The organism is Campylobacter sp. BCW_6463, assembly GCF_001762785.1.
Lineage (GTDB): Bacteria > Campylobacterota > Campylobacteria > Campylobacterales > Campylobacteraceae > Campylobacter_D > Campylobacter_D jejuni.
On record NZ_MJXL01000071.1, the window covers coordinates 1 to 24,401 of the forward strand.

23 protein-coding genes are annotated in these 24,401 nt (G+C 29.6%); 9 read left to right on the forward strand and 14 right to left on the reverse strand.

Annotated elements, in window-relative coordinates; genetic code table 11:
• Positions 1-918: flagellin (locus tag AJ884_RS07740; RefSeq protein WP_261660588.1), on the forward strand; the 918-nt coding region annotated here is incomplete at its 5' end.
• A 27-nt stretch (positions 919-945) separates the two neighbouring features.
• Here the strand turns inward: AJ884_RS07740 and AJ884_RS07745 are convergent.
• The 4 genes from AJ884_RS07745 to pseI are packed head-to-tail and all read right to left on the reverse strand — an operon-like array spanning position 946 to position 7,686.
• Positions 946-2,844, reverse strand: a complete 1,899-nt coding sequence (locus AJ884_RS07745) for a motility associated factor glycosyltransferase family protein (RefSeq protein WP_052825492.1) — start codon at positions 2,842-2,844, stop codon at positions 946-948.
• A complete protein-coding gene (locus AJ884_RS07750) occupies positions 2,825-4,789 on the reverse strand; it encodes a motility associated factor glycosyltransferase family protein (protein WP_070286589.1) in 1,965 nt (654 codons plus the stop codon). The genes AJ884_RS07745 and AJ884_RS07750 overlap by 20 nt, the downstream gene beginning before the upstream one ends.
• Positions 4,790-4,804: 15 nt before the next feature.
• Positions 4,805-6,658, reverse strand: a complete 1,854-nt coding sequence (locus tag AJ884_RS07755; RefSeq protein WP_070286590.1) for a motility associated factor glycosyltransferase family protein — start codon at positions 6,656-6,658, stop codon at positions 4,805-4,807.
• Positions 6,655-7,686, reverse strand: a complete 1,032-nt coding sequence (gene pseI, locus AJ884_RS07760) for a pseudaminic acid synthase (RefSeq protein WP_070286591.1) — start codon at positions 7,684-7,686, stop codon at positions 6,655-6,657. Before pseI ends, AJ884_RS07755 begins: the two co-directional genes overlap by 4 nt.
• Before the next feature lie 258 nt (positions 7,687-7,944).
• Between pseI and AJ884_RS07765 the strand changes: the two genes are divergently transcribed.
• From AJ884_RS07765 to AJ884_RS07790, 6 genes are read left to right on the forward strand one after another with little or no spacing between them, the layout of a single operon-like run.
• The gene (locus AJ884_RS07765; RefSeq protein ID WP_070286592.1) at positions 7,945-9,081 is read left to right on the forward strand and encodes an N-acetyl sugar amidotransferase; all 1,137 of its coding nucleotides are present in this window, start codon (positions 7,945-7,947) and stop codon (positions 9,079-9,081) included.
• Positions 9,078-9,683 carry an imidazole glycerol phosphate synthase subunit HisH gene (hisH, locus tag AJ884_RS07770; RefSeq protein ID WP_083267229.1) on the forward strand — a complete coding sequence of 202 codons (606 nt, stop codon included), beginning with the start codon at positions 9,078-9,080 and terminating at the stop codon, positions 9,681-9,683. Before AJ884_RS07765 ends, hisH begins: the two co-directional genes overlap by 4 nt.
• The gene (locus tag AJ884_RS07775) at positions 9,684-10,427 is read left to right on the forward strand and encodes a HisA/HisF-related TIM barrel protein (protein WP_070286594.1); all 744 of its coding nucleotides are present in this window, start codon (positions 9,684-9,686) and stop codon (positions 10,425-10,427) included. It begins immediately after the preceding gene.
• Positions 10,428-10,450: 23 nt separating this feature from the next.
• The gene (locus AJ884_RS07780) at positions 10,451-10,741 is read left to right on the forward strand and encodes a hypothetical protein (RefSeq protein ID WP_070286595.1); all 291 of its coding nucleotides are present in this window, start codon (positions 10,451-10,453) and stop codon (positions 10,739-10,741) included.
• Position 10,742: 1 nt separating this feature from the next.
• The gene (locus AJ884_RS07785; protein ID WP_070286596.1) at positions 10,743-11,474 is read left to right on the forward strand and encodes an SDR family NAD(P)-dependent oxidoreductase; all 732 of its coding nucleotides are present in this window, start codon (positions 10,743-10,745) and stop codon (positions 11,472-11,474) included.
• Positions 11,467-12,810 carry an ANL family adenylate-forming protein gene (locus AJ884_RS07790; RefSeq protein WP_070286597.1) on the forward strand — a complete coding sequence of 448 codons (1,344 nt, stop codon included), beginning with the start codon at positions 11,467-11,469 and terminating at the stop codon, positions 12,808-12,810. The genes AJ884_RS07785 and AJ884_RS07790 overlap by 8 nt, the downstream gene beginning before the upstream one ends.
• Here AJ884_RS07790 and pseH (AJ884_RS09825) read toward each other — a convergent pair.
• The 4 genes from pseH (AJ884_RS09825) to pseF are packed head-to-tail and all read right to left on the reverse strand — an operon-like array spanning position 12,788 to position 15,920.
• Entirely contained in the window at positions 12,788-13,918 is a 1,131-nt protein-coding gene (pseH, locus tag AJ884_RS09825; protein WP_070286598.1) for a UDP-4-amino-4,6-dideoxy-N-acetyl-beta-L-altrosamine N-acetyltransferase, read from the reverse strand. The two genes, AJ884_RS07790 and pseH (AJ884_RS09825), sit on opposite strands and share 23 nt — an antisense overlap.
• Before the next feature lie 46 nt (positions 13,919-13,964).
• Positions 13,965-14,417, reverse strand: a complete 453-nt coding sequence (gene pseH / locus AJ884_RS07800) for a UDP-4-amino-4,6-dideoxy-N-acetyl-beta-L-altrosamine N-acetyltransferase (protein ID WP_070286599.1) — start codon at positions 14,415-14,417, stop codon at positions 13,965-13,967.
• Positions 14,414-15,238: a UDP-2,4-diacetamido-2,4,6-trideoxy-beta-L-altropyranose hydrolase gene (pseG, locus tag AJ884_RS07805; protein ID WP_070286600.1), complete on the reverse strand. Its 825-nt coding sequence runs from the start codon at positions 15,236-15,238 to the stop codon at positions 14,414-14,416. Before pseG ends, pseH (AJ884_RS07800) begins: the two co-directional genes overlap by 4 nt.
• A complete protein-coding gene (gene pseF, locus AJ884_RS07810) occupies positions 15,222-15,920 on the reverse strand; it encodes a pseudaminic acid cytidylyltransferase (RefSeq protein WP_002866280.1) in 699 nt (232 codons plus the stop codon). The genes pseG and pseF overlap by 17 nt, the downstream gene beginning before the upstream one ends.
• A 91-nt stretch (positions 15,921-16,011) precedes the next feature.
• Here pseF and AJ884_RS07815 point away from each other — a divergent pair, with 91 nt between their 5' ends.
• Together AJ884_RS07815 and AJ884_RS07820 are read left to right on the forward strand one after the other, a co-directional pair.
• Complete coding sequence (locus tag AJ884_RS07815) at positions 16,012-17,226, forward strand: DUF2920 family protein (protein ID WP_070286601.1); 1,215 nt, start codon at positions 16,012-16,014, stop codon at positions 17,224-17,226.
• A 23-nt stretch (positions 17,227-17,249) separates the two neighbouring features.
• Positions 17,250-18,320, forward strand: coding sequence for an acyl carrier protein (locus tag AJ884_RS07820; RefSeq protein ID WP_070286602.1), 1,071 nt, complete (start codon positions 17,250-17,252; stop codon positions 18,318-18,320).
• Here AJ884_RS07820 and AJ884_RS07825 read toward each other — a convergent pair.
• From AJ884_RS07825 to pseB, 6 genes are all read right to left on the reverse strand, one after another.
• Entirely contained in the window at positions 18,317-18,544 is a 228-nt protein-coding gene (locus tag AJ884_RS07825) for a hypothetical protein (RefSeq protein ID WP_002875378.1), read from the reverse strand. The genes AJ884_RS07820 and AJ884_RS07825 overlap by 4 nt on opposite strands.
• Positions 18,545-18,583: 39 nt before the next feature.
• Positions 18,584-20,092, reverse strand: a complete 1,509-nt coding sequence (locus tag AJ884_RS07830) for an AMP-binding protein (RefSeq protein ID WP_070286603.1) — start codon at positions 20,090-20,092, stop codon at positions 18,584-18,586.
• 79 nt (positions 20,093-20,171) lie between these two features.
• Positions 20,172-20,957: an AAC(3) family N-acetyltransferase gene (locus AJ884_RS07835; protein WP_070286604.1), complete on the reverse strand. Its 786-nt coding sequence runs from the start codon at positions 20,955-20,957 to the stop codon at positions 20,172-20,174.
• The gene (locus AJ884_RS07840; protein WP_002878575.1) at positions 20,954-22,261 is read right to left on the reverse strand and encodes a DUF4910 domain-containing protein; all 1,308 of its coding nucleotides are present in this window, start codon (positions 22,259-22,261) and stop codon (positions 20,954-20,956) included. The genes AJ884_RS07835 and AJ884_RS07840 overlap by 4 nt, the downstream gene beginning before the upstream one ends.
• Positions 22,254-23,384, reverse strand: coding sequence for a UDP-4-amino-4,6-dideoxy-N-acetyl-beta-L-altrosamine transaminase (pseC, locus tag AJ884_RS07845; protein WP_002889769.1), 1,131 nt, complete (start codon positions 23,382-23,384; stop codon positions 22,254-22,256). Before pseC ends, AJ884_RS07840 begins: the two co-directional genes overlap by 8 nt.
• A 1-nt stretch (position 23,385) precedes the next feature.
• Positions 23,386-24,390 (reverse strand): UDP-N-acetylglucosamine 4,6-dehydratase (inverting), encoded by a 1,005-nt coding sequence (pseB, locus tag AJ884_RS07850; protein ID WP_002873131.1) that lies wholly within the window; start codon positions 24,388-24,390, stop codon positions 23,386-23,388.
• Between the last annotated feature and the right edge of the window lie 11 nt (positions 24,391-24,401).

A 24,401-nucleotide genomic window follows, 5' to 3' on the forward strand; every position in this document is an offset into this window, starting at 1 on the left:
TTGATCTCAGCTATCAATGCGGTTAAAGACACAACAGGAGTTCAAGCTTCTAAGGATGAAAATGGTAAGCTTGTTCTTACTTCAGCTGATGGTAGAGGGATTAAAATCACTGGAGATATAGGAGTTGGTTCTGGAATTTTAGGAACACAAAAAGAAAATTATGGAAGATTATCTTTAGTAAAAAACGATGGTAGAGATATTAACATCAGCGGAACCAATCTTAGTGCTATAGGTATGGGAACAACTGATCTTATTTCTCAATCTTCAGTATCTTTAAGAGAGTCTAAAGGTCAAATCGATGCAAATATAGCGGATGCAATGGGCTTTAATTCCTTTAAAGGCGGAGGAAAACAAATTTTAGTAGGTTATTCTTCTGTTTCAGCTTATATGAGTTCTGAAGGTTCAGGATTTTCTGCTGGTTCAGGATTTTCTGAGGGCAGTGGCAAAAATATGTCAGCTTTATTAACAGATTCTCTTGTTACTATTTCAGCAATGTCTAGTGCTAGCAATGTTTATACCGTTTCTAAAGGTTCAGGTTTTTCAGAAGGTTCAGGAAATTCTCAATTTGCTACTTTAAAAACTTCAGCAGGCAATATGGCTGGAACAGTAGATAAGAGTGCGGGTGTAACTACTCTTAAAGGTGCTATGGCTGTAATGGATATAGCTGAAACTGCTATAACCAATCTTGATCAAATCAGAGCCGACATTGGTTCGGTGCAAAATCAACTTCAAGTTACTATAAACAACATCACCGTAACCCAGGTTAATGTCAAAGCAGCCGAATCAACCATAAGAGATGTAGACTTTGCAAGCGAGAGTGCAAATTTTTCAAAGTATAACATACTTGCACAGTCAGGTTCGTATGCTATGAGTCAGGCAAATGCTGTACAACAAAATGTTTTAAAACTTTTACAATAATCTTTCTAAAGAGCAGAATTTTGCTCTTTAGATTAAATTTCTTTTTTCTAATTCATCTTGTAAAGGCATGATAGCTTTTTTTAAGATGGTATTTTGAGTGTTGGTAAGATCATAAATACTTTCGATTAAAGATTCATGAGCATAAAGCCAAGCAAAAAGTTTGTTTTGTTTTTCGCTTTCATTTTGAATACTTTGCACATACAAAGGTGATAAAATACCTTCTTCATGATGAAGTGTTGGACCTAGAATTTCAAACAAAAAATTATAGCGATTAGAATCTAAACGAGTTTTAAATTTATCTAGATTTTGATTGATTTGATCTAGGGTAAGTTTAGATTTTTCTCTTTTTAAAGAGGCTAATTGGTTTTTGATTTTTTTACATTCTTTTAAAAAAGTATCAGCTAAAAGAATTTGTTTTTTGATTTTTGTATAGGCTTTTAGCATCAAGGCGTTTCTTTGAATTTTAGAAAGTTTAGAAATTTTAACAAAAGGTTTTTTTGGTTCTTTTTTAAGTAAAGTTTCACACATTTCTTTAAATGGTTTTTCTATAGCTCCTTCTATCCTAGCTCCACCTTCAGTGCAATTATAAGTTTTTATTTTGTCTTTGTTTGATGCTATAAAGCTTTCAAAAATTTCTCTAAATATAGTCCAAACTTCAGAGCTTTGAACTGTTCCTTTTCCCCCATAAGCTATAGTTGTATATTTGTTAAAATCTCTTTGATGGTGTCCATCATGGAGTTTTTCATGGATAAAACCTTTTGAATGAGAACTTCCATCTTTTGCGTAAGCTAGATCTTGTCCTATTAAAATAATGTTTTTATAGTTTAGATTGATAGCTAGTTCATAGTTCATATGAGCAACGCTTAAACCACAACTCATATAGCCAAATTCATTAAGTTCTACCGAGCTAGCAAAAGGCAAAGGTCTAGTGACTAAGATATAAGATCTTTTGTTTTTTTCAAGATAAGAAATTGTATTTTTGTGCACTAAAGAAGTTACAAGAAAAGTAATTCCTTGATCAAAATCTTTAAAATCATTATTAAAACATTCTGCTGTGATGTCATCTCTTTCCATCATACAAACATAATCAGGCTTTATGTTATGTTTTGCTAGTATAGCATAAGCACTATCAGCACAAAAAATAGTTGCTTTGTTTGCATATTGTTTAAGTAAGGGAAGCTGTTTTTCAAGACTAGGCCCTGTAGAAACTATAATGGCTGCATTTTCATTTTTGGCATTTCTTCTTTTTTTAAGCAAGGTTTGATAACTTGGATGTGAGATCATTTTTGGGATATTTCTTACAAATTGTTCTATCCCTTGCATAGCATCTTTTGGATCATTGCCTTTTTTTAAGCTAATGTTTTTAATAGCCTTTAAATTTAAAGTATTAATTTTTAAAGTATCTTCTTTGTAGTTTTTATAAAAATCAGAATGTAAATGTAAATTATAAGTTTTAAAAAAGCGTTCAATGGGACTTAAAGAAAAAATAATATCTGCTTTTGCATAAGTCATTTCTGGAGTATGGATTAAGATTAATCTTCCTTTTCTTATATCTTCACTAAAGTCTAATAAATTTAAAACTATAAAAATAATTTCAATTTCTTTTTCAAATATAACTATTCTTTTATGATTTTCATTTTGAAGTAAAGCTTTGTATAAAATTCCATTTCCAAGACCGTAAAAAAATAAAGCTGGATATCTTTTATAATCTTTGAAAAATTCAATTTTTTCCTCTAGCTCTTTTAAAGGATTTTTATAAAGTGTTTTTAAATTTCTTTTTTGAATGATATTAATATCTAAATTATCTTTTCCAAAAGTATAAGAAAATTCTCTAAGTTCTTTTATTTTGACTAATTTTTCTTTAAGTTCATCGTATTCCTTGCCATTCATGGCTTTTAAATTTTTGTTAAAAATTGTATTTTGCATTTATTTTCCTTTTGTATTTTTCTAAATTTCTTTGAGTTAATTCATTTTCTAAAGGAGTGATATTTTTTATCAAAGCTTTTTCTTGTGCTTCTATGTGAGTATAAATCATTTTAAAAAATTCTATATGTTCTTTAACCCACAGTAAAGATTTTTTATAAGAATCTTCTGAAGTTTTTGGGTTTAAGATATAAATTTTAGCTATATTAAGTTCAAATTGAGTTAGAATTGGACCCAAAATTTCATATAAGTCTAGCATTTTTTCATCTTCAAGTTTGAATTTTATTTTGTCTATTTCTTGGATAAGATAGTTTAATATTTCTTTACCTTCATCTAAATTTGAAATCAAATTTAGATTTGAAAAACTTTCTTGTATGTGGTTATAAGATTTTAAAAGTTCTTTTTTAAAAGTTTTGCAGTGATTTATACTTTTTATAATCTTGCAATAACATTTTAATAAAAGTTCATTTTGTTTATGACTGCTTAATGGATCTATTTTAGGAAAATTTTTATTTAAATTGTTTTTAAGCAAAGCTTCACATGTTTTTTTAAAAGGTTTTTCTATAGCTCCTTCTATCCTAGCTCCACCTTCAGTGCAATTATAGGTGTTGCAAAGTTCTAATTGATTGGCCTCATGAATTCTTTTTTCTAAAAAAAATCTAAATAAACTCCAATAAAAAGAGCTTTCCACAAAACCCACTCCTCCATAAGCTATGGTTCTAAAATGCCCAAAGTCTCTTTCATAATGACCTTCATGTTTGTTAAGATTTCTATAATCTTTTGTATGGGAAAACCCATCATTAGAATAAGCTAAATCTTGTCCTATGAAAATAATATTTTTGTGTCTTAAAAATACGGCTAATCCATAAGCTACATTTGCTACACTATGTCCTTCAGATAGTTCTCCAAAATTTTTAATTTTTAAGTATTTTATAAATTCAGAACCTCTATAAGCTAACATAAAATTTCTATTATTTTTTTCTAAATTTTTTATAGTTTGAGGATGGGTTAAATGAGTTGTGATAAATAAAATATCCTTATCAAAATCACCAAAATTATTATTAAAAAATTCTGAGGTTAATAAAATTCTTTCTAAAGATACAACATAATCAGGTTTGATATCATGCTTTGCTAAAATAGGATAAGAAGAATCTGCTGATATGATTGTTGCTTTATTTGCGTATTTTTTCAAAATAGGAAGTTGTTTGGTAAGAGAAGGTCCTGTTGAAACGATAATAGCAGTATCACTAAGATTTTCTCTTTTTTTGAGTAAATCTTGATAAGCAGTATGAGTGATCATTTTAGGAAGATTGTAGATAAGTTGCTCTATACCTTGTAGAATATCTTTGGAATCATTACCTTTTAAAAGTACGGCATTTTTAAATTTATCCATAAGATTATTATTTAAATTTAATATTTTTTCTTTATCTTTTTCATAATAATCGCTACTAAGTTCTAGAAAATAAGTTCTTGAAAATTGAAAGAAAGGATTGCTTGAACATAAGTCATAATAATCTTGAAATTCTAAAGAGTTAATATCAAGTATTATAAGTTTATTTTCTTTTAATTCTTGCGAAAAATCCATAAGATGAAGCATGATCTTGACAATTTCTAATTCTTTTTCAAAAACAACTATATGTTGGTGATTTTTATTTTGAAGCAAGGCTTTAAACAAAATCCCATTTCCAAAACCATAAAAGTATAATACAGGATAAAGTAGATATTTATCATTATAAATATTAAGCATGGAGTTTAATTCATCTATAGCATTTTCATAAAGAAAGGTGTTATCGCTTGTATTTTTTAAATTTATATCAAGATTATCTTTGCCTAAAATAAGTTCAAATTTACTTGATTTAATTTGTTTTAAACTTTCCTTTAAAATAGCATTGTTTAAAGCATTGATATTTCTATTAAAAAGTTTAATTTGATTTTGATTAAATTTCATAATTTTTCCTTTTATTTATGAAATATCGTCATTTTTGTATTTTTTTAAAGCTTCTTTTATGATTTGGTTTTGAGTATTTAAATACTCAAAGCTTTGTAGCCACCATTTTTCTTGACTGGTTAAAAAGTCTTTAATTTTTTCATTTTGTTCTAAATCATTTAAAACTTCATAATGCATAATTTCGCATTCGTTATGATAATATATGGCTTGAGTGAGTTCATTGAAAAGTTTTAATCTTTTAAACTCCTTAAAAAAAATTAAAAGGTTTTGCTTAATTTTTATTAGAGCTTGTAAATTAAGTTGAGATTTACTAAGTTCAAAGTTAAGTTTTTTTAGTTCGTTTTGGCATTTTTTTATAAATTTTTCACTTTGTTCGACATTTTTAATTAGCAATTTTTGAGTTTGTAAAAATTTATTTTTAATTTCATTTTTTTCTAAAATTTTAGGCCTGTCAAAAGGTTTTTTAAGATCTTCTTTAAGCAAAGCTTCACATGTTTCTTTAAAAGGTTTTTCTATAGTTCCTTCTATCCTAGCACCCCCTTGGGTGCAATTATAGGTGTTGATTTTTAATTTTTCTTTCGCCCAGAAAATATCTTTTTCAAAGGCTTGTCGGAACAAGTTCCAAGTGAGTTGAGTTCTTACTTGTTTTTCTCCTCCATAAGCAAGAGTATAAACTTCACCGCGTATTTTCTCTCCTTCATTTCCATAGATATGCTCTCTTGGATGAGAGCTTCCATCTTCTGCGTAAGCTAAGTCTTGTCCTATGAAAATGATATTTTCATGCCTTAGACTTGCGGCTAGTTCATAAGCCATATTAGCAACACTTGCTCCAACTCCAATATAACCAAATTCTTTAAGATTTAATGATACGGCAAAGTGCAAAGGACGATGTACTAGCATATATTCTCTATTATTTCTTTCAAGAAATTCAATAACTTCTTTATGAACCACCGAAGCTAGGATAAACAAAATTCCTTTATCAAATTCTTTAAAATCATTATCAAAACACTTAGAAACTATATCATCTCTTTCTAACATGCAAACATAATCAGGTTTTATATCATGTTTTGCTAAAATAGGATAAGCACTATCAGCACAAAAAATAGTGGCTTTATTTGCATACTTTTTTAGTAAAGACAATTGTTTGGTTAAGCTAGGTCCTGTTGAAACAATGATGGCATTTTTAACTTTTTGTTTTCTTTCTTTTAAAAAATTTTGAAAAATTCCATGGTTTAAAAGTTTAGGAAGATTATTAAGCATGTGTTTGATACCGATGATGGAATCATAAGGATCATTTCCTTTAGCTAAAACGATAAAGCGAATATTTTCAATAAGCTTTTTGTTAAGTTCTTGTATTTGATGAGCATAGAATTTAAGATAAAAATCGCTATGTATAAAAAGATTAAAAATTTTCACACTTTTTTGTATGTATTCATACATAAAAAGTGTTGTAAGTTGTGCAGTGGTAATGCTTGTGGTATGAAAAAGTATTAATTTTTCATTTTTTAATTCTTTGCTAAAATCAAACAAATGAAAAGCAAGGGCTAAAATTTCTAGCTCATCTTCAAAAATGATGATGTGTTTATGGTTTTTATTTTCACATAAGGCTTTGTAAAACATACCATTTCCAAAACCATAGAAAAATAATACAGGATATTTTTTATACTCGCTTTTAAAAAGAGTTAAATTTTCTAAAAGCTCTTGATTAGGATTTTTATAAAGCGTGATATTATCTTTGATAAAATTGATTCCATTTTCATTTTGCAGTATTTTAAAATCATTTTTTTCTAAAGCACGTAATTTATACGCTAAAATTTGATCAATTTCAAACAAAGCTTGAGTGTTTTTTAAAAAAAGATCTTTATTCATCTGAAATCACTTTCTTTTAAAGCATCGCCAAATTCTATATCTTTACTAGCCTTTTTTCCTAAAAGTTCTTGATAAAATTTAGGATGTAGTCCAAAGCAAGGACGCACGGATTTTACATTTTCTTCGCTAAAAATTTCACCTTTTTTGATATCTTTGCTTGCATACAAGCTTCTTGCAAAAACACGGTTTTTAAGCGCCTTTTCATCTAGGTCTAACTTACCATCGCCTAAAGCACTTTCGGCCTGTCTAACCGCATCTACCATAGCTTTAAATTCATCAAAATCAAGGCTAAATTGACTGTCTTCACTTTCTATATTTTTATCTAACATAAAATGCTTTTCTATCACTCTAGCACCTAAGCTTACTGCTACAATGGGAGCTAAAGAGCCAAAACTATGATCGCTTAATCCCACTTCAACATTAAATTTTTCTTTTAAACTTACCATAGCTTTTAAATTCATATCTTCTATGGCGGCAGGATAAGCTGAAGTGCATTTTAAAAAGATTAAATCAGGATTTTTTTCTTCTTTGAAAATTTCACATATTCTAAAAAGCTCTCCTTCTGTGGCAATACCCGTTGAAACGATGGTAGGTTTTTTTTCTTTGGCGATTAAACGCACGAAATTTTCATCATTAGCTTCAAAAGAAGCGATTTTATAAGCTATGGGATCAAAGCGTTTTAGAAATTCTAAATCTTCTTTGGCAAAAGGACTTGAAAAACAAAGTATGCCTTCATTTTGTGCGGTTTCAAAGATTTGAGAATGCCATTCATAAGGAGTTTTTGCACTTTCATAAAGCTCATAAAGTTTTCTTTTATTCCAAAGTCCATCTTGGATGATGAAATCTTCTTTGTCGCTATTTAGTGTAAGGCTATCTGCAGTGTAAGTTTGGATTTTTATCGCATCAGCACCTGCTTTTTTAGCAGCTTTTATACTTTTAAGTGCCATCTCAAGACTTCCTGCGTGATTTGCACTCAGTTCTGCGATGATAAAAACTTTTTTATCGGTGTTAAAATTTCCTATTTGCATGCTTTTCTTTCTTTGGTAAATTTCCTACTAAAAATGATATATAATTATATTATATATTTCTTCAATTTATATATTTATATTATATAAATATTACGACTTTGTTATGATTTTGCTTGAATTTCTTCAAAAAAATGCCATAGGGATTTAAATCATAGAATTCATTCATTTTTTAATTTTTATATAATATAAATATATAAAATCATAAAATAAAATTTAAATATAACGATATATATAAAATAAATTTAAAAAAGGGAAAAAATGAGATTTTGTAAAAAATGTGTAATGCCAGATACAAAGCCTGACTTACATTTTGATGAAAATGGGGTTTGTGATGCATGTCGCTCTCAAGAAAGTAAAAATTATGAAATTGACTGGAAAGCAAGAGAAAAAGAATTTTTAGAACTTATAAAAAAATACAAAAAACATCCTGTTTATGATTGCGTTATAGGAGTAAGCGGCGGCAAGGATTCTCATTTTCAAACTATAAGAATGCTCGATCTTGGACTAAATCCTTTATGTGTATGTTTTGAACCTAGTGTACCTACAAAAATAGGGCGTAAAAATTTAGAAAATTTAAATAAACTCGGTGTGGATTTAATTCATGTTAAAAGAAATCCTAAGGTATATAAAATTTTAGCAAGGGAAGGATTTCAAAGAACAGGAGATACTGAATGGCAAAATCATTTGGGAATTTTTACAACCGTTGTAAGAATGGCTGTAAATTTTAATATACCTTTGATGATTTGGGGTGAAAGTCCGCAGATAGAGTATGGTGGCCCTGCAAGCAGCAAAACAAGAAATACGCTTGATAGAACTTGGCTTGAGGAATTTGGGGGGTTATTGGGAAATAGGGTTTCAGATATGATAGGAGTACAAGGATTAACCGAGAAAGATCTTTATTTTTATACATATCCAAGTGATGAAGAAATACAAAGAGTTGGTTTGACTGGGCTCTTTTTAGGGTATTATTTTAAATGGGATTATAAGGTAAACCTTAAAGTATCTAAAGAGCATGGTTTTTTAACTACAGATCGTCCTGTAGAAACTACTTATGAAAATTTTGAAAATCTAGATTGTTATTCTAATCATGTGCATGATTATTTAAAATACTGCAAATACGGCTTTGGCAGAGCAACAGATAATGCTTGCATTGATATTCGTTTGGGTTATATCAATCGAGAGCAAGGGGTAAAATTAGTCAATAAATACGATGGCAGAGTTCCAACAAAGGCTATTAAAAAATACCTTGAATTTAGCGGTTTTAGCGAAGAAGAATTTCAAAAAATAGTAGATTCTTTTACTAATAAAAAAATCTTTAAACGCGATGAAAAGGGTGAGTTTATAAGAGATTATGATGGTTCTTTGGTAAGAAAAGACGAGTGCATTTTAAAATGATAGCGCTCATTGATTACAAGGCAGGAAATTTAAACTCAGTCGCTAAGGCTTTTGAAAAAATAGGAGTTAAAAATTTCATAGCCCAAGATCCAAAAGATTTGCAAAAAGCCGATAAATTGCTTTTACCTGGAGTGGGATCTTTTAAAGAAGCGATGAAAAATTTAAAAGAGCTTGATTTTATAGAAGCTTTAAAAGAGCAAGTTTTGGTGCAAAAAAAACCTATTTTAGGCATTTGTTTGGGAATGCAACTTTTTTTAGAAAGGGGTTATGAAGGTGGAGTTTGCGAAGGACTTGGTTTTATAGAAGGTGAAGTAGTCAAATTTGAAGAGGATTTAAATTTAAAAATTCCACATATGGGCTGGAATGAACTTGAAATTTTAAAACAAGATCCTTTGTATCAAGGCGTAGAGAATAGAAGTGATTTTTATTTTGTGCATTCTTTTTATGTGAAATGCAAAGATGAGTTTATAAGTGCTAAAGCACAATACGGCCATAAATTTGCGGCATCTTTGCAAAAAGATCATATTTTTGCTACGCAGTTTCATCCTGAAAAAAGTCAAAATTTAGGCTTAAAACTTCTAGAAAATTTTATAAGGCTTTAAATGTTAAAAACTAGAATTATCCCTTGTGTTTTATTAAAAAATGGACAACTTGTTAAAAGTATAGAATTTAAGGATTTTCGTACTATAGGGCACTTAACTTCAACGATGCGAATTTATAATGCACGTAATGTTGATGAGCTTATTATCTTAGATATAGATGCTTCAAAAAGTGATGAAATAGACTTTGAAAGCATAGAAGATCTTGCTAAAGAATGTTTTATGCCTTTAACTATAGGTGGTGGGATAAAAACTCTTGAAGATATACAAAAGATTTTAAATTTAGGCGCGGATAAAATTTCTATCAATTCTAAGGCCTTAGAAGATATGGATTTTATAAGTAAAGCGGCTAATCGTTTTGGTTCTCAATGTATAGTTTGTTCTATAGATGTTAAAAGAAAAGGAGAGCAATTTTGTGTTTATGATAGGGGAAATTTACTTGAAAAAAGTCCTTTAGAACTTGCTTTAGAATATGAAAAAAAAGGTGCTGGGGAGCTTCTTTTAACTTCTGTGGATTTTGAAGGAAAAGCAAAGGGTTATGATTTAGAACTTTTAAAGATCTTTCAAAATAAACTTAAAATTCCTCTTGTTATCAATGGAGGACTTAGTAATCCAAGTGATGGAGTTAAGGCTTTAAATTTGGGCGCTGATGCTTTAGCAGGAGCTTATATTTTTCATTTTTCTAAGTACACCCCTAAAGATGTGAAAGAAGAATTAGCCAAGCAAGGCTTTTATGTTAGAATATAATTTTTAATCAAAAAGGATGGAAAATGCAAGAAAAAATTCAAAAATTAATCATCAATTCGCTTAAAAATTTAGCTGATGAGCTAGAAAATGAAGAGTTGAAAAATCCAACTCAAAATACTAAAATTTATGGTATTGAAGGTCTTTTAGACTCTTTAGCTCTTGTTAGTTTAATTACGGATTTAGAAGAGAGTTTGGCTATAGAACTTGATATAGAAATAACTCTTGCAGATGAAAAAACAATGAGTTTGAGAAATTCTCCTTTTAAAGATGTTCAAACGCTAGCTCAATATATAGCAAGTCAAATTAAGGTATAAAATGCAAAAAGTCATTCTTATAACAGGAACAAGAAAGGGTATAGGCAAACAATTAAGTGAATATTATCTTTCTTTGGGTCATATGGTGTGTGGATGTTCTAGAGGTGCTTCGAGTATAAATCATATAAATTATAGACATTTTGAACTTGATGTGAGCGATGAAGAAAAAGTAGTTTCTATGGTTCGTGCTGTGCGTAAAGAATTTTCTCGTATAGATGTATTGTTAAATAATGCAGGCATAGCTTCTATGAATCATATTTTGACCACGCCTTATAAAAGCGTTAATAATATTTTTAATACCAATGTTTTTGGTACTTTTTTATTTACAAGAGAAGTTGCTAAAGTTATGGGTAATATTTATAAAAAAAATTATAAAAATACAAAAACCATGCCTTTTCGTATAGTCAATTTTGCCACTGTTGCTACTCCTTTAAGACTTGAAGGTGAAGCTATATATGCAGCATCTAAAGCTGCTTTGGCTAATTTAACTCAAGTATGCGCTAAAGAACTGAGCGAATTTGGTATTACCGTAAATGCTGTTGGCCCTACGCCTGTTCCAACGGATTTAATTAAAAATGTTCCCAAGAATAAAATGGACGCTTTATTAAATCAGCAAGCTATTAAACGCTTTGGGGAATTTGAAGATGTGTTAAATGTCATCGAGTTTTTTCTTAATGAAAAAAGCGATTTTATAACCTCGCAAGTAGTTTATCTGGGTGGAGTTAATGGATAAAGATAATCTTTCTTTATTTTTAAAAAAGCTTCAATCATATGATGAACTTGACTGTATGATTTTTGAAAAAAAATATAACTATAAACAGTTTTGTGAAGATATTGTCAAATGCAAAGATGAATTAAAAATTCCTCAATCAACTGTTGTTGCTTTGCTTGGGGATTATAGTTATGATTTTTTTTGTTATTTTTTTGCTTTGGCGTTAAATAAATGTATTATAGCTCCGTTGCTAGTAAAAAATTTAGATTTTAGCTTGTCTGATTTTGGGGTGGAAGTGGCGTTAAACACCTCTTCAAAACAACTAGAAAAATACAATGATATAAAAAATTTTACCTTGTTAGAAAGATTAAAAATTCAGAGCAAAAGTGGTTTAATACTTTTTTCAAGTGGAAGCACTGGAAAACCTAAAGCTGTTGTTCATGATATGGAGAATTTTTTATATAAGTATCTAAATAAAAAGAAAAATTTATTAAAAGTTGCTGCTTTATTTCTACCTGATCATGTTGCTGGAGTTGATGTTTTTTTATCTTCTTTCTCTTGTGGATCATGTTTAGTTATTCCAAAAACAAGAAATCCTAAAGATGTGTTAGAAGCATTAGAGAATCATAAAGTAGAAATTCTACCAAGTTCAGCAACAATGCTCAGGCTTTTAATGTTAAGCGATTTAAATATGTATAACTTAGATTCTTTAAAAATAGTGATTTATGGTAGTGAAACAATGGATTTAAATCTCTTATGTTCTTTAAAAGAATTATTACCTCATGTTGTTTTTAAGCAAAGTTTTGGAACAAGTGAAACTAATGCTGTTTCAATTATAAATCACAAAGATGAACATTTTAAGAAATATTTTAAAATTGTTGATTGTGATTATAAAATTATTAATAATGAGCTTTACTTAAAAAGCAAAACTCAAAGCTTAGGCTATTTAAATGCTGATAATAGTGTATTTGATGAAGAAGGGTATTTTGCAACAGGAGATTTAGTTGAGCTTTATAAAGAAAATGAAGAAGAATATATAAAAATCATAGGAAGAAGTAAAGAGCTTATAAATGTAGGAGGAGAGAAGGTTGTCCCTCAAGAAGTTGAAGGGGTGATTTTAGAGCTTGACTATATACAAGATTGTTTAGTGTATGCAAAAGCTAATGCTATTACAGGGCAAAGTGTTTGTGTAAAGGTGGTTTTAAAAGTAAATGTAGAATTTACAAACCTTGAACTCAAAAAGCAATTAAGAATGTATTGTAAAGATAAATTGGCTAATTATAAAATTCCAACTCAAGTTGAGATTGTAGATAGATTAGAATTAAGTCAGAGGTTTAAGAAGGTGAGGAAGGGTTAAATGTATGATTATTTTTACAAAGTTCTAATTTTATGATTTTATCACTATCATCAATTTTTTTAAAACCAAATTTTTTATGGAGTAGCAATACGCTTTTGTTATCTTTCATAACCTCTACATGAATGTATTTGCAATTCATAATATAAAAACAGTAAAATGTAGCAATAAACTCTAGCGTAAATCCTATTCCTATGTTTGTCGTATAAGGGTTGCCAAAAAAACCAAAAGTAGCAGTATTGTTTGAAATTTTTTCAAAATTTATACTTCCTAAAATTTGACTACCATAACTTACACAAAAATAACTTTTTTTATTCGTTTTTTTGAGTTTTTGGATAAATTTTTTATGTTCTTGTTTCGATATATAATGTGTTGTATAGAGATATTTTTTAACTTGTGGGTGATTGCGATAAAATCTTAGTTTTTCTTTGATTTTTTTAGAAAGATAGATATAATTATGCAATGTTAAGATCGAAGCTTTGCTGTTTATGTTGTTTGAGTAAATTTTTAGGATAAATTTTTTGCTATCTTTATAAAAAAATGCTGGAAATTCTTCATTGCTAACTATGCGTAAAAGATTAAATTGTTCTTTTAAACTTTTATTGATATCAAGTTCACTATCTTTTGGGTTTCTTTTAGGATAAAAATTTTTTTGTTCTTTTTGCTTTTTAGCTTTTATATTAGGATAAAGTTTTAAAAATTCTAAGCACATATCAAGGATAAATGTGGCTTGTTTTTCTCTTAGCTCTTCGTATAATTCCAAGCCATTTAATTTTAGATTTTTTTGTAGATAAATATCACCATTATCAGCTTTTTCATTAGCATCAAAAAGGGAAAAAGAAATTTCATTTTTACCTTCTATAGTTTGATGAAAAAGTGGAGCCCAACCTTTTCCTTGCGGTAAATTTGAAGCATGGATGACAATGTTATGTTTATTTTGTTTAAGAAATTTTTTATCTATGATTTGATGATAAGAAAATATGAAAACTATATCAAAATTCAAAATTTCTTTATGATTTAAAAAAAGTTCAGAATTTTTTATAAGCTGATTGAGTTTCTTAGCGTAAGGGATGAACCATTGATCAGGTGAAGTGAGTATGGCTATTTTCATGCTAGAAGCCTTTTGAAAATAAGAACCTTAGCGTAAAGATTAAGCTCTACCCCCCCCTAAGTTCTAAATAAAACATCTCTTCATCCTCATCATAAATATAAAAATTATTTTTTAAATATAAGTTTAAAGCCCTTTGATTTTGCTTAAAAACGCAAGCTTTTAGACTTTTTATCTTTAAAATTTCAAAAGCGTATTTTATGATTTCATTCATTAAAATTTGTCCTATGCCTTTTAAATCAGGTTTTGCATAAAGTCCGAATTCGCAAGATTTAGCTGCGATATTGATAAAATCAATCACACCGATAATTTGCTCATCTTGAAAAACTAAAAAATATTTTTTACTAGAATCTTGATGTAAATTTTTTAAAAATCTTAAATGTTCTTCAAAATCAATGTATTTTGTTTTCATAAATTGACTGATATCGGGGTAATTACGCCATTTAAAAATCAGCTTTATTTCTTGAGGGTTAAGTTCTGTGAAATTTTTAAGTTTTATCAATACTTATACTCCACTTCATAGCCTTTTTGAGCTAGCCAAGATGCTGTAAGCTCTTGATTTTTAACATAACAAATAGCTTTAAAATTTGCCTTTAAAAGTAAGGCTTCATTGACCAAAGAACTTGCACTGATGATGAGTTTATTGCTTTCATTCATCAATTTTGCAATATTTTCATGATCGATAAATAATCTAATATTACTATGTAATTTTGCAAATTTTTGCAATTTTTTAAGATTGGGATTAGAAGAGCTGGTTGCAATGCTTATGATTTTTGTTTTAGGTAATTCGCTAGCGATTTGCAAAGAAAGATTTTTTATATCAGTTCCGCCCATGCAAATGAAAAAATCATATTTTTTTTCTCTATTTTCTTTGGCTTCTTGATAAAATTCTTCTCTGATTAGGGCATAAGAAAAACCACATCTTACTTCACATTTAAAAGGTACTAAACCTTCATAATCACTTGCTTTTGAGTAAGCATTGACATTAAGTAAAATGTCACAATGATGAGGCTTTATTTCATCATCAAAGCTTAGAATTTTCGCCCCTGTTTCAAGCTTGATTAGTTTTTCATCATCTACGCTGATGCTATAGTGATCAATGATAAGAAGTTCAAATTTTTCTTCTTTGATGAGATTAATAAGCTCGTAGATACTTTCACTGCTAAGCTCATAAACAGGATAAGGAATTTCATCAATCAAAGAGCCTTTTAAAGGCAAACAAGCAAAACTTACATCATCGTATTGTTTAGCTAAGACTAGATCGCGTTTAATGTGTCCAAAGCCTATTTGACTCGAGCTATCGCTTCTAAAAAGTACTTTCATGATTTGCCTTATAAAGTATTTTTGCAAATTCCAAATCTTGCATGGTGTCTATATCGCAAACTAAATTTCTTGGCAATACAAATACGCCAGAATGAGGTTTAAACATAAAATCTTCCTCAAGCCAAGCTTTACTTGTACCAAAATAAAAAGCCCCTGCATCATGATAAGCTTTTGTTAAGTCTTGTGAGCGGCTTTTATAATGTTTTTCATCAAACATATAAACTTGATTGTTTTCATTTAGATAAAAAGCCCTTTGTATAGGATACTCAAACTCAGTGGCAGCAAATAAAAACTTGCTTTGATTTTGGATAAATTTTTCATAGGCTTGTTTTAAAATATCTTTGTTTAACAAAGGAGCAGTAGCATAAAGGCAGCAGACATTATCATAAATTTGATTTTGGCTTTGTAAAATTTCTATAGCATTTTGCACTACAGCAGTGCTTGAAGCATAATCATCGCTTAAATTTTTATCACGCACAAAAGGAGCTTTTGCACCATATTTTAAGGCTACTTCTATGATTTCTTCATCATCGCTTGAAAGTATTACTTCATCAAAAATACCTGAATTTAAAGCATTTTCTATGCTATAAGCGATTAAAGGTTTACCTAGAAAATCAATGATATTTTTTCTAGGAATTCTTTTTGATCCACCACGAGCAGGGATGATGCAAAGATTTTTCATAGCTAAGCCTTGTTTTTTGTGTTGTATTTTACTAAAATTTAAGTATAATTGTCTTTAAAATACAATAAAATAATGCAAAGAGGGTGGAATAGTGCTTATAAATCAAACCTTTGAAATCGATTCTTGTGATGATGTAGAACTAGGTATTAAAAGAACCAGTAAGCTTGAATACCGTATAAGTTATGATGATGAAAAAGATATCAAAGCTATAGTTTTTATAGTGGGTGGTTTTGGAGCTAATGCAAATATTTCTTTTTTAGACTTTGATAGAGAATATATTGCTAAAAAATTTGATGTTGTAGCGGTGCATGTTTTTTATCATTGTTTTTGTCACAGAAGATCAAATGTTGAGAAATATAGTGCAATTACAATGTTTACAAAAGAGGATGTGTCAAATTTATCTCAAGCTTTATTAGATATAGGTATTAAGATAGATGTTGATATTCAAAATGCACATCAATGTTATGAATTGCTCAATCAGAATATTACTACTTTAAAATCACAAGGAAGATTGGTACAAAATTATCAAGCGAAATTGAGTTCAACTTTTATCCCACCTAACGGGGATTATCAAAATTTTGGCATTATGCCTGCTATCGATCATATCAATGCTTTAAAAGATTTAGTGAAACGCTTTCCAAAATTTGCAGATTTACCAAAAATTTATGGGGGGGGGTCTTATGGAGGATACCTATCTTTACTCATAGCAAAAATAGCTCCTTGGTATGTGGATGGCGTGATTGATAATTCAGGAACTGTTTTGCCATTACTAGAGTGTATCATAGGAAGAAAATTAAATAAACCTGAATTTATTTACAATGATCCTAATACGCTAATAGAAATGTTTGTCAAAACTTATTGGATTAGAGAGGATGAAAATTCGTCTTATTTTATTGCTAATGAAAATTATATGATTCGTTCTTTGCTAAATTCTTCTCATTTAACCATACAGGCTAATATTAACAAAAATATCATTTTTATATCTTATCATAGTTTAAAAGATGAGTTTAATACAGCCAAAGATAAACAAACTCTTTTTTTAGCATACAAAGAATTAGGCTATGATGCGACTTTGTATTTGATAAAAGATGAAAGTGAGATAGATGGTAGATTTATAAAAAGTTTAGAACATGGGCTTAGAATGACTGATAGAGCTTTATTTAGAAAAGAACTTCCTTTAATGCTTGAAAAATTACAAGGAAGAAAATCTTTCATGCAAGAAAATTCCATCTCTTATCCTTGTGGAAATAAAGTGTTTATATTTAAAGATGTGGGTGACAAATTTGAATTAGTGATAATAAACTAAAATAAAGACAAAGGATATATAAAATGACAGCATATTTACATATAGGAACTACCAATACAGGAAATCAAGAAAAACAAGGTTTTTTGATGCAAAATGAAGAAAAGCTTTTGCAAAAAGGTTATATTTACCCAAAAAGTCTTAGAGTGGCAAATAGACACTGGGCTTTGGTGGATATGGTTTTAGAATTGGTTCAAAAAGAAGATATTTTAAAAAAAGAGAGTGTTTTAAGTCATATCGCAAATGAAAGACTTCTTAGAACTATAGAAAATTTTAAAAGTGAAAGTGCTTTACATAAAGATAAAAAATTTATTTTTTCAGCTGAGGGTATAGTTTGGGATTTTTCTACTAAAAAACATGTAGAAATTTTAGAAAAGATTATGAGAGAGTTAGGTTTTACTCAAATTTATATTATTGTGTATTTTAGAGATACTTTGGGTTATTTAAATTCTCATTGTTCTCAAGATCATAAAAACAATATGGGGTATTATTCTGCTGATTTTGCTCCGCAAGATCATCCTAGAAAATATATTTTTGACTATGAATGGATTTGCAAAACTCATGCTGAGGTATTTGGAGAAGAAAATTTGATAGTAAGACTTCTAAGAGAGGATTATGTAGGAGGGACTTTGCTTAAAGATTTTGTTTATCATTTAGGACTTGAATGGGATGAGAGTTTTGTTTTAAAACAAACCAAAAATGAAAGTTTTAATCTTTTAGGAATGGAGCTTATGTCAAGATTAAATCAAAAAGATTTAAAGCAGGATAATCTTAATTCTTTGCTTTTTATGGCAAGAAGAAAATTTGAAGGCAGTAAAGAAAAAAGATTAAAATTTGCAGTGCAAAAAGATATTGCCAAAGCTTATGTGGATTATTTTGCTTCTTCGCTTGAATGGGTAAAAAACAAATATTTCCCGCATAAAAATTCTCTTTTTACTCCTGTAAGTTGGGAAGAATATGAACAAAATTATACTTTAACTCATACACTAAGCAAAGACTGGGATGATGTGGCGGATTTTATAGCGCAAATTATTGTTTCTAAAAATGAAATCATCAGTTCTTTAAAAGAACAACTCGAACTTGCAAGGAAAGATTAGTCTTTCATTGCAATTTCAAGCATTTTTTTGATATTTTCAAAGCTTTCAAAATTTTCAGGTGTGATAAATTCTGCTTTTAAGGGTTTTTTATAAAATTTTTCTATTTCAGCAACCAAAGCCATGATATCGATACTATCGATAAAATCTTCACTTACTAGATTTTCCATACTTTCATTGATATCTGTTCTTTCTATATTGATAAAAAATTGTTTGATTTCTTGCATATTTTCTCCTTTGGTTTTTTGAAATTATAAAATATTTATTTAAACAAGTTCTTTTAAAGCTTTCCTATCAATTTTACCATTTTGATTGAGTTTAAATTTGTCAATTTTAATAAAATTTTTTGGGATCATATAAGAAGGTAATTTATCTTTTAAAAAAGCTTTAAAATTAATCTCTTTTTCGCTTTCATAAAAACAAATAATATCTTCTTTAAAAATACAAGCACTATTTTTTACACTTGCATGAGAGTTAATCACGCTTTCTATTTCTCCAAGTTCTATCCTATGCCCCATATATTTTATCTGATTATCCACTCTTCCATAGCATAAAAGTTCGCCAAATTCATTATAAGAAACTATATCTCCTGTTTTATAGAGTAAATCTAAATAATTATCATGTAAAGGACTTTGAGTAAAAGCTTGTTTGGTTTTTTCTTTGTCATTATAATACCCTAAAGACAAAGAAGTTCCACGCACGTAAAGCTCCCCTTTAATGTCTATTTGTTTAGGACTTATGAAATTCATATTTTCATCAAAAACTAAAAGTTCTGTGTTCTTACATGCTTTGCCTATGGGTAAAAGCTCTTCATCTTTAAAAGTGCGATTTATGATATAAAAAGAACACACATCAGTGATTTCTGTTGGGCCATAAAGGTTGGCAAATAAAGTATTGGGTAAGTGTTTACGCCAAATATTTAGCTGTTTATTAGGCATGATTTCACCACAAAAAAGTATCTTTTTTAAGGCGTTTAAACTAAAATTATTCAAAGCTTCAGTATTTGCAAAATAAATCAGCACCGAAGGTACCCAAAATATAGTGCTTACTTTTTCTTTTTCAAGGCATTCTAAAATTTTATTTGGAAAGGCGAAAAGATGATTAGGTAAAAGATGTAAAGTCGCTCCTGATTTTATACTTGAAAAAATATCTAAAATGCTATTGTCAAAATAAAATGGCGCTTGATTGGCTAAAATTTCATTCTCATCAAATTTAAAAGTCTCACACACCCAAAAAGTATAATCAATCACACTCTTGTGTGTTATGCTTACTCCCTTAGGAATACCTGTACTTCCACTTGTAAAAAGAACATAGAGTAAATTAGTATCTATGTGTTTTTCTTTTGCAGTTTTTAGCAAACTCTCATCTATATTAAAACTTTCAAAGTCTTGTGTATAAAGTGTAGGCAAATCTAAGTTAAAATTTAAGTCCTTTGAAGTGATAAAAAGTTTAGGTTTTAAAACTTCTATAACTTTTTCTATTCTTTCTTTAGGACTTTTTTCATCTAAAAGGGTATAAAAATTTCCACTTAATGCCACTCCAAAAAATGAAATCAAACAATCAATCCCTTTAGGCAAGATGATTAAAACAGGAGCTTGAGTAGGGTTATCATTTTTTAAAGTTTTTAAAATTTCACTAGCTAGTTTTTTAGAAAAAAGATCAAAGTTTTTATAAGTGATTTCTTTTCTTTCCTTGGCAAAAGGTTCTACAAAAGCAGTTTTTTTGCTAAATTTGATTAAGCTTTTTTCTAAAAAATCGTAGATATGAGTTGTCATGATTTGCCTTTTTGGTTTTCAATTTATAAATAAATGGTTTTAATTTTAAATATGTTTTTGTAAAATTTTGATTCTCTCATTATTTACCTTTCGTATATATGGCTAATTTATCATTAGTTAAAGCTTTGCATATCGCTTGAACATATTCTTTGGTATTATAAATTTCTATAAAATTTTTAGCAAAATTGATTTTTTTGTAATTTTGTGTTTTTTGAATTATAGGATTAATTTTATTAATATCGCATAAATAAGACTGTTGTAAATTTCTAACATAATAGTCAATGGTTATGTTTTTTTCTTTGCCTTCTTCATTTATTAAAATACCTTTAAAATTTTTAAAATATCTACAAAAAGTTGTATTTTTTTCTTCTGCGTAATGAACTAGAGCGTGCCCTTCATTTAAACCAAAAAATATATATTTTCCATTCTCTTTAGTTAGAATCTCATAAACACAATTTTCCCCAAAACAACTTGTTGTATCTTTTAAAAATAATTCTTCTTTTGCTCCTTTTATAGCAAAAGAAAATATAGGATCGTTTGTGCGTTTTACTCCTGTTTGTTTGCGAAAATATTCATTTAATGCTCCCATTTTTGTTTTGGAATTTATTTTGTCATAAACTTCATTTTTGCAAAAACTATAAGTAAAGGTTGGCATGATCAAAGTGCCTTCCTGACCTATAACTTCAAAAAAACAATTGAGTATAGTCTGTAAAAATTCATTTCTAGAAAGCAAAGGCACGCCAAAGTTAAAAAGTTCTGTATGTACGCATAAAATATCGCCTCTTTTTATACCTAGTTGATAAAAAGCATCTATTAAATCTTTATCGGAGTATTTTTTGTCGTTGTGTTCTAAAAAATATTTCATTTTACCAGTCCATAAAATTTTATTTTTTCCAAAAGTTCTTTAAATTCATAAGCTTGCATATTTAAGATATTGGCTATATCGATGATATCATTCTCTCCATCGCAATAAGCCAAAAAATTACAAGCCAAAGGAATGTCATTGGTAGTGCTAAGGGTGTGATATAATCCTCTTTTGCCAAGATTGGGTTCGCATACTATGGTGTTTTCATATACGGCGTTGATTTCTAGATTTAAAATCATTTCTTGCATGCTTTGAAGTCCACCCATTAAACCTTTTTCAGAGATAAAATTGAGATCATCTTTTGAGTTATGATATCCATCATAGTCACCATACCTTGTGCGACATACCCCTACTATGCCAAGATTTACAAGTGGGGCATTGTATTGTCTTTCATCACTTCCACGATCTAAAAAACTAAAAGCTTTGAAATTTTCTTTATTTTTGAGCGTATGCAGGGCGACTTTATCGCTTAGAGTGTTCTCTTTAACTGTGTGTATGAGTGAGTAAGTATGATCATCGCCTAAGCAAGAAAGCACAAAGCCTGCTTTAACATGTTTTTTTAAACACTCTAAATGTTTGCTAAGATAGACTATAGAGCCTATGGTTTCAGGGATGATGACAAAGCGGTAATTATATCTTCTTTCTTTTAAACCCAAAAGCCATTTTGCTAAGAAAATACTCACTACAGGGCCACTAAGCTCATTATTTGCCATGGAAGGGTGGCAAAGATAGGTTGAAATTAAAATTTCATCTTTTGAGTTTTGCGTACTAGGTAGGATAAAATCAGCATAATCTAAAACTCCATTTTCATCGTGTTTTGCATCGATATAGACTTTGTATTTGCCTTTTTTGAGTTTTTTTCTTTCGTTGTGCGTGAGACAAAATCCCCAACGCCTTTTATAATAACTCGTTACATAAGGAATAGCATCGGGCATTTCTTCTATGGAGTAAAGATGATCTTGAAGTTCTTCTAGTTCGATTTCTTGATCGATGGCTTCGCTATAGTTTAGAAGGTGCAAGTTATGCTTTTTAAAATCACAAATTTTTTCTCCTTTTGGAGTGATGATATAGGCTTCTTTAACATTCCATTCATCAGGGACTATCCAGTCAAAAACCTTTGTGCCACTTTTTATAGAGTGAAATTTGAGTATACCCCCCCCCAGAGTTTTATTTAAAATTTCTAAGCTATCTCTAAAACCTTGCCCTGTGATACTCCTAGGGATAGGAAAAAGTTCACAAGCTAGTTCATACATAGCCTTTCCAGTTTGGCTAAAATCTTGGCTTCTAAAGTCTAGCTTATCCACAATATCCCTTTTTAACTTTTTCAAGAATGCTAAATAAAGTATCTTTGACAAATTTTGCATCTTTTAGATTCATTTCTTGATGACAAGGTATGCTAAGCTCGGCTTTGTAAAAATTATCCGCATTTTGGAGTTTGATTTCCCCCAAGAGTTTTTTATAAAAACTAAACTCATAAGTTGGTTTATAATGTACCTGTACGCCAATTCCTGCATGAAGTAAGCTTTCAAAAAGTTCTTCTTTTTGACAATAAAATTCAGGAAAAAGCAAAATAGGATATAAATGTCTTGAACTTTTTTTATAGTCTTTGATTTTTATCGTGGAAAAATAAGGATTTTTTTCAAATTCTTTATCGTAAAAATTTGCGATTTCTTCGCGTTTTTCAAGATTGTGATCGAGTTTTTTAAGCTGGTTTATCCCTAAAGCACAAGCAACATCACTTAAGCGGTAATTATAGCCAAGTTCTACCATATCGCTATCCCAAAGCCTTTTTTTAACAATACCATGGCTTCTTAAAAGCTTGATTTTATCGATAAGCTCTTCATTATCACTCACCACAGCCCCACCTTCAAAAGTAGTGATAGGCTTAACAGGGTGAAAAGAAAATATAGAAAGATCGGCTTTTTTTCCTACTTTTTCACTTTTATACAAAGCACCTAAAGCATGGCTTGCATCATCGATTAAAGGGATATTGTATTTTTTAGTAAGGTTTGAAATTTCATCCATTTCAACGCTATTGCCCGCAAAATCTACCACGCTAATAGCTCCTATATTTTCACTCTCTTTTAAAAGTCTTGCTTCTAGTTTTTTTTCATCAATATTGCCATCGTTTTTAATGTCGATAAACTCTACCTTAGCTCCAGCCATTAAGGCCGCATTAGCTGTAGCGGCAAAGGTTAAAGGGGTAGTTAAAACGATTTTTTCTTGGACACCTAGTGCTGTGTAGGCAAGATGAAGGGCTGAAGTGGCTGAGTTTAATACACAAGCGTGTTTTACGCCCATATATTCACAAAGGGCTTCTTCAAATTCATTTACCTTTTTACCCCCTGTTAAAATTTCATCTTTTAAAGCTTTTGTAAGCGCATCTATATCGCTTTGATCGATGTTTTGATGAGAATAAGTAAGCATTTTAAAAACCTTCGGTGTGATTGATGATTTCTAAAAGTTCTTTTTCGCTTGCCCATAAAGGATTATTATCCGAACTATAAGAAAAACCATCTTTTACCTTTTGTCCTTTTTCGCCTAGGGCATTGATACTAAAGTCATTATCTTTATCTACAAGTTTAATGCTAGGGCTTATGGCATAGTAGTTTTCAAATTCATAGGTTAAATGACTATCATCGCTTGAAATCATGATTTCATGTAGCTTTTCTCCTGCTCTGATACCTATGATTTTATGACTTAAATGAGGAGCTAAAGCATGAGCTAGATCGGTGATTTTCATCGAAGGAATTTTAGGGATGAAAATTTCTCCTCCGTGCATTCTTTCAAAATTGCTCAGTACAAATTTCACTCCATCTTCAAGGCTGATCCAAAAACGAGTCATTCTTGTATCGGTGATAGGAAGTTCTTTAGCTCCTTCGCTGATGAGTTTTTTAAAGAAAGGTACTACCGATCCTCTTGAACCTACAACATTGCCATATCTTGTAACACCAAAGCGTGTTTGTTTGTTGCCTGCTATATTGTTTGCAGCGACAAAAAGCTTGTCGCTTGCAAGTTTGGTTGCGCCGTATAAATTTACAGGATTGCAAGCCTTGTCTGTGCTAAGAGCGATACATTTTTTAACCCCATTTTCAAAACAAGCGTCGATGACATTTTGCGCACCGTGTATGTTTGTTTTTATACATTCCATAGGGTTATATTCAGCAATAGGCACATGCTTCATTGCAGCAGCATGTATAACAAAATCCACATCACGCATAGCAGCACTTAAACGCTCTTTATCTCTTACATCTCCTATGAAATAACGCATACAAGGAGCATTAAAAACGCTTGCCATTTCAAATTGTTTGAGCTCATCACGAGAATAAATGATAATCTTATTAGGTTTATAGTTTTCTAGCAAAACCTTAGTATAAGTTTTTCCAAACGAGCCTGTTCCGCCCGTGATTAAGATATTTTTTTTGTTAAACATTTTGCCTTCCT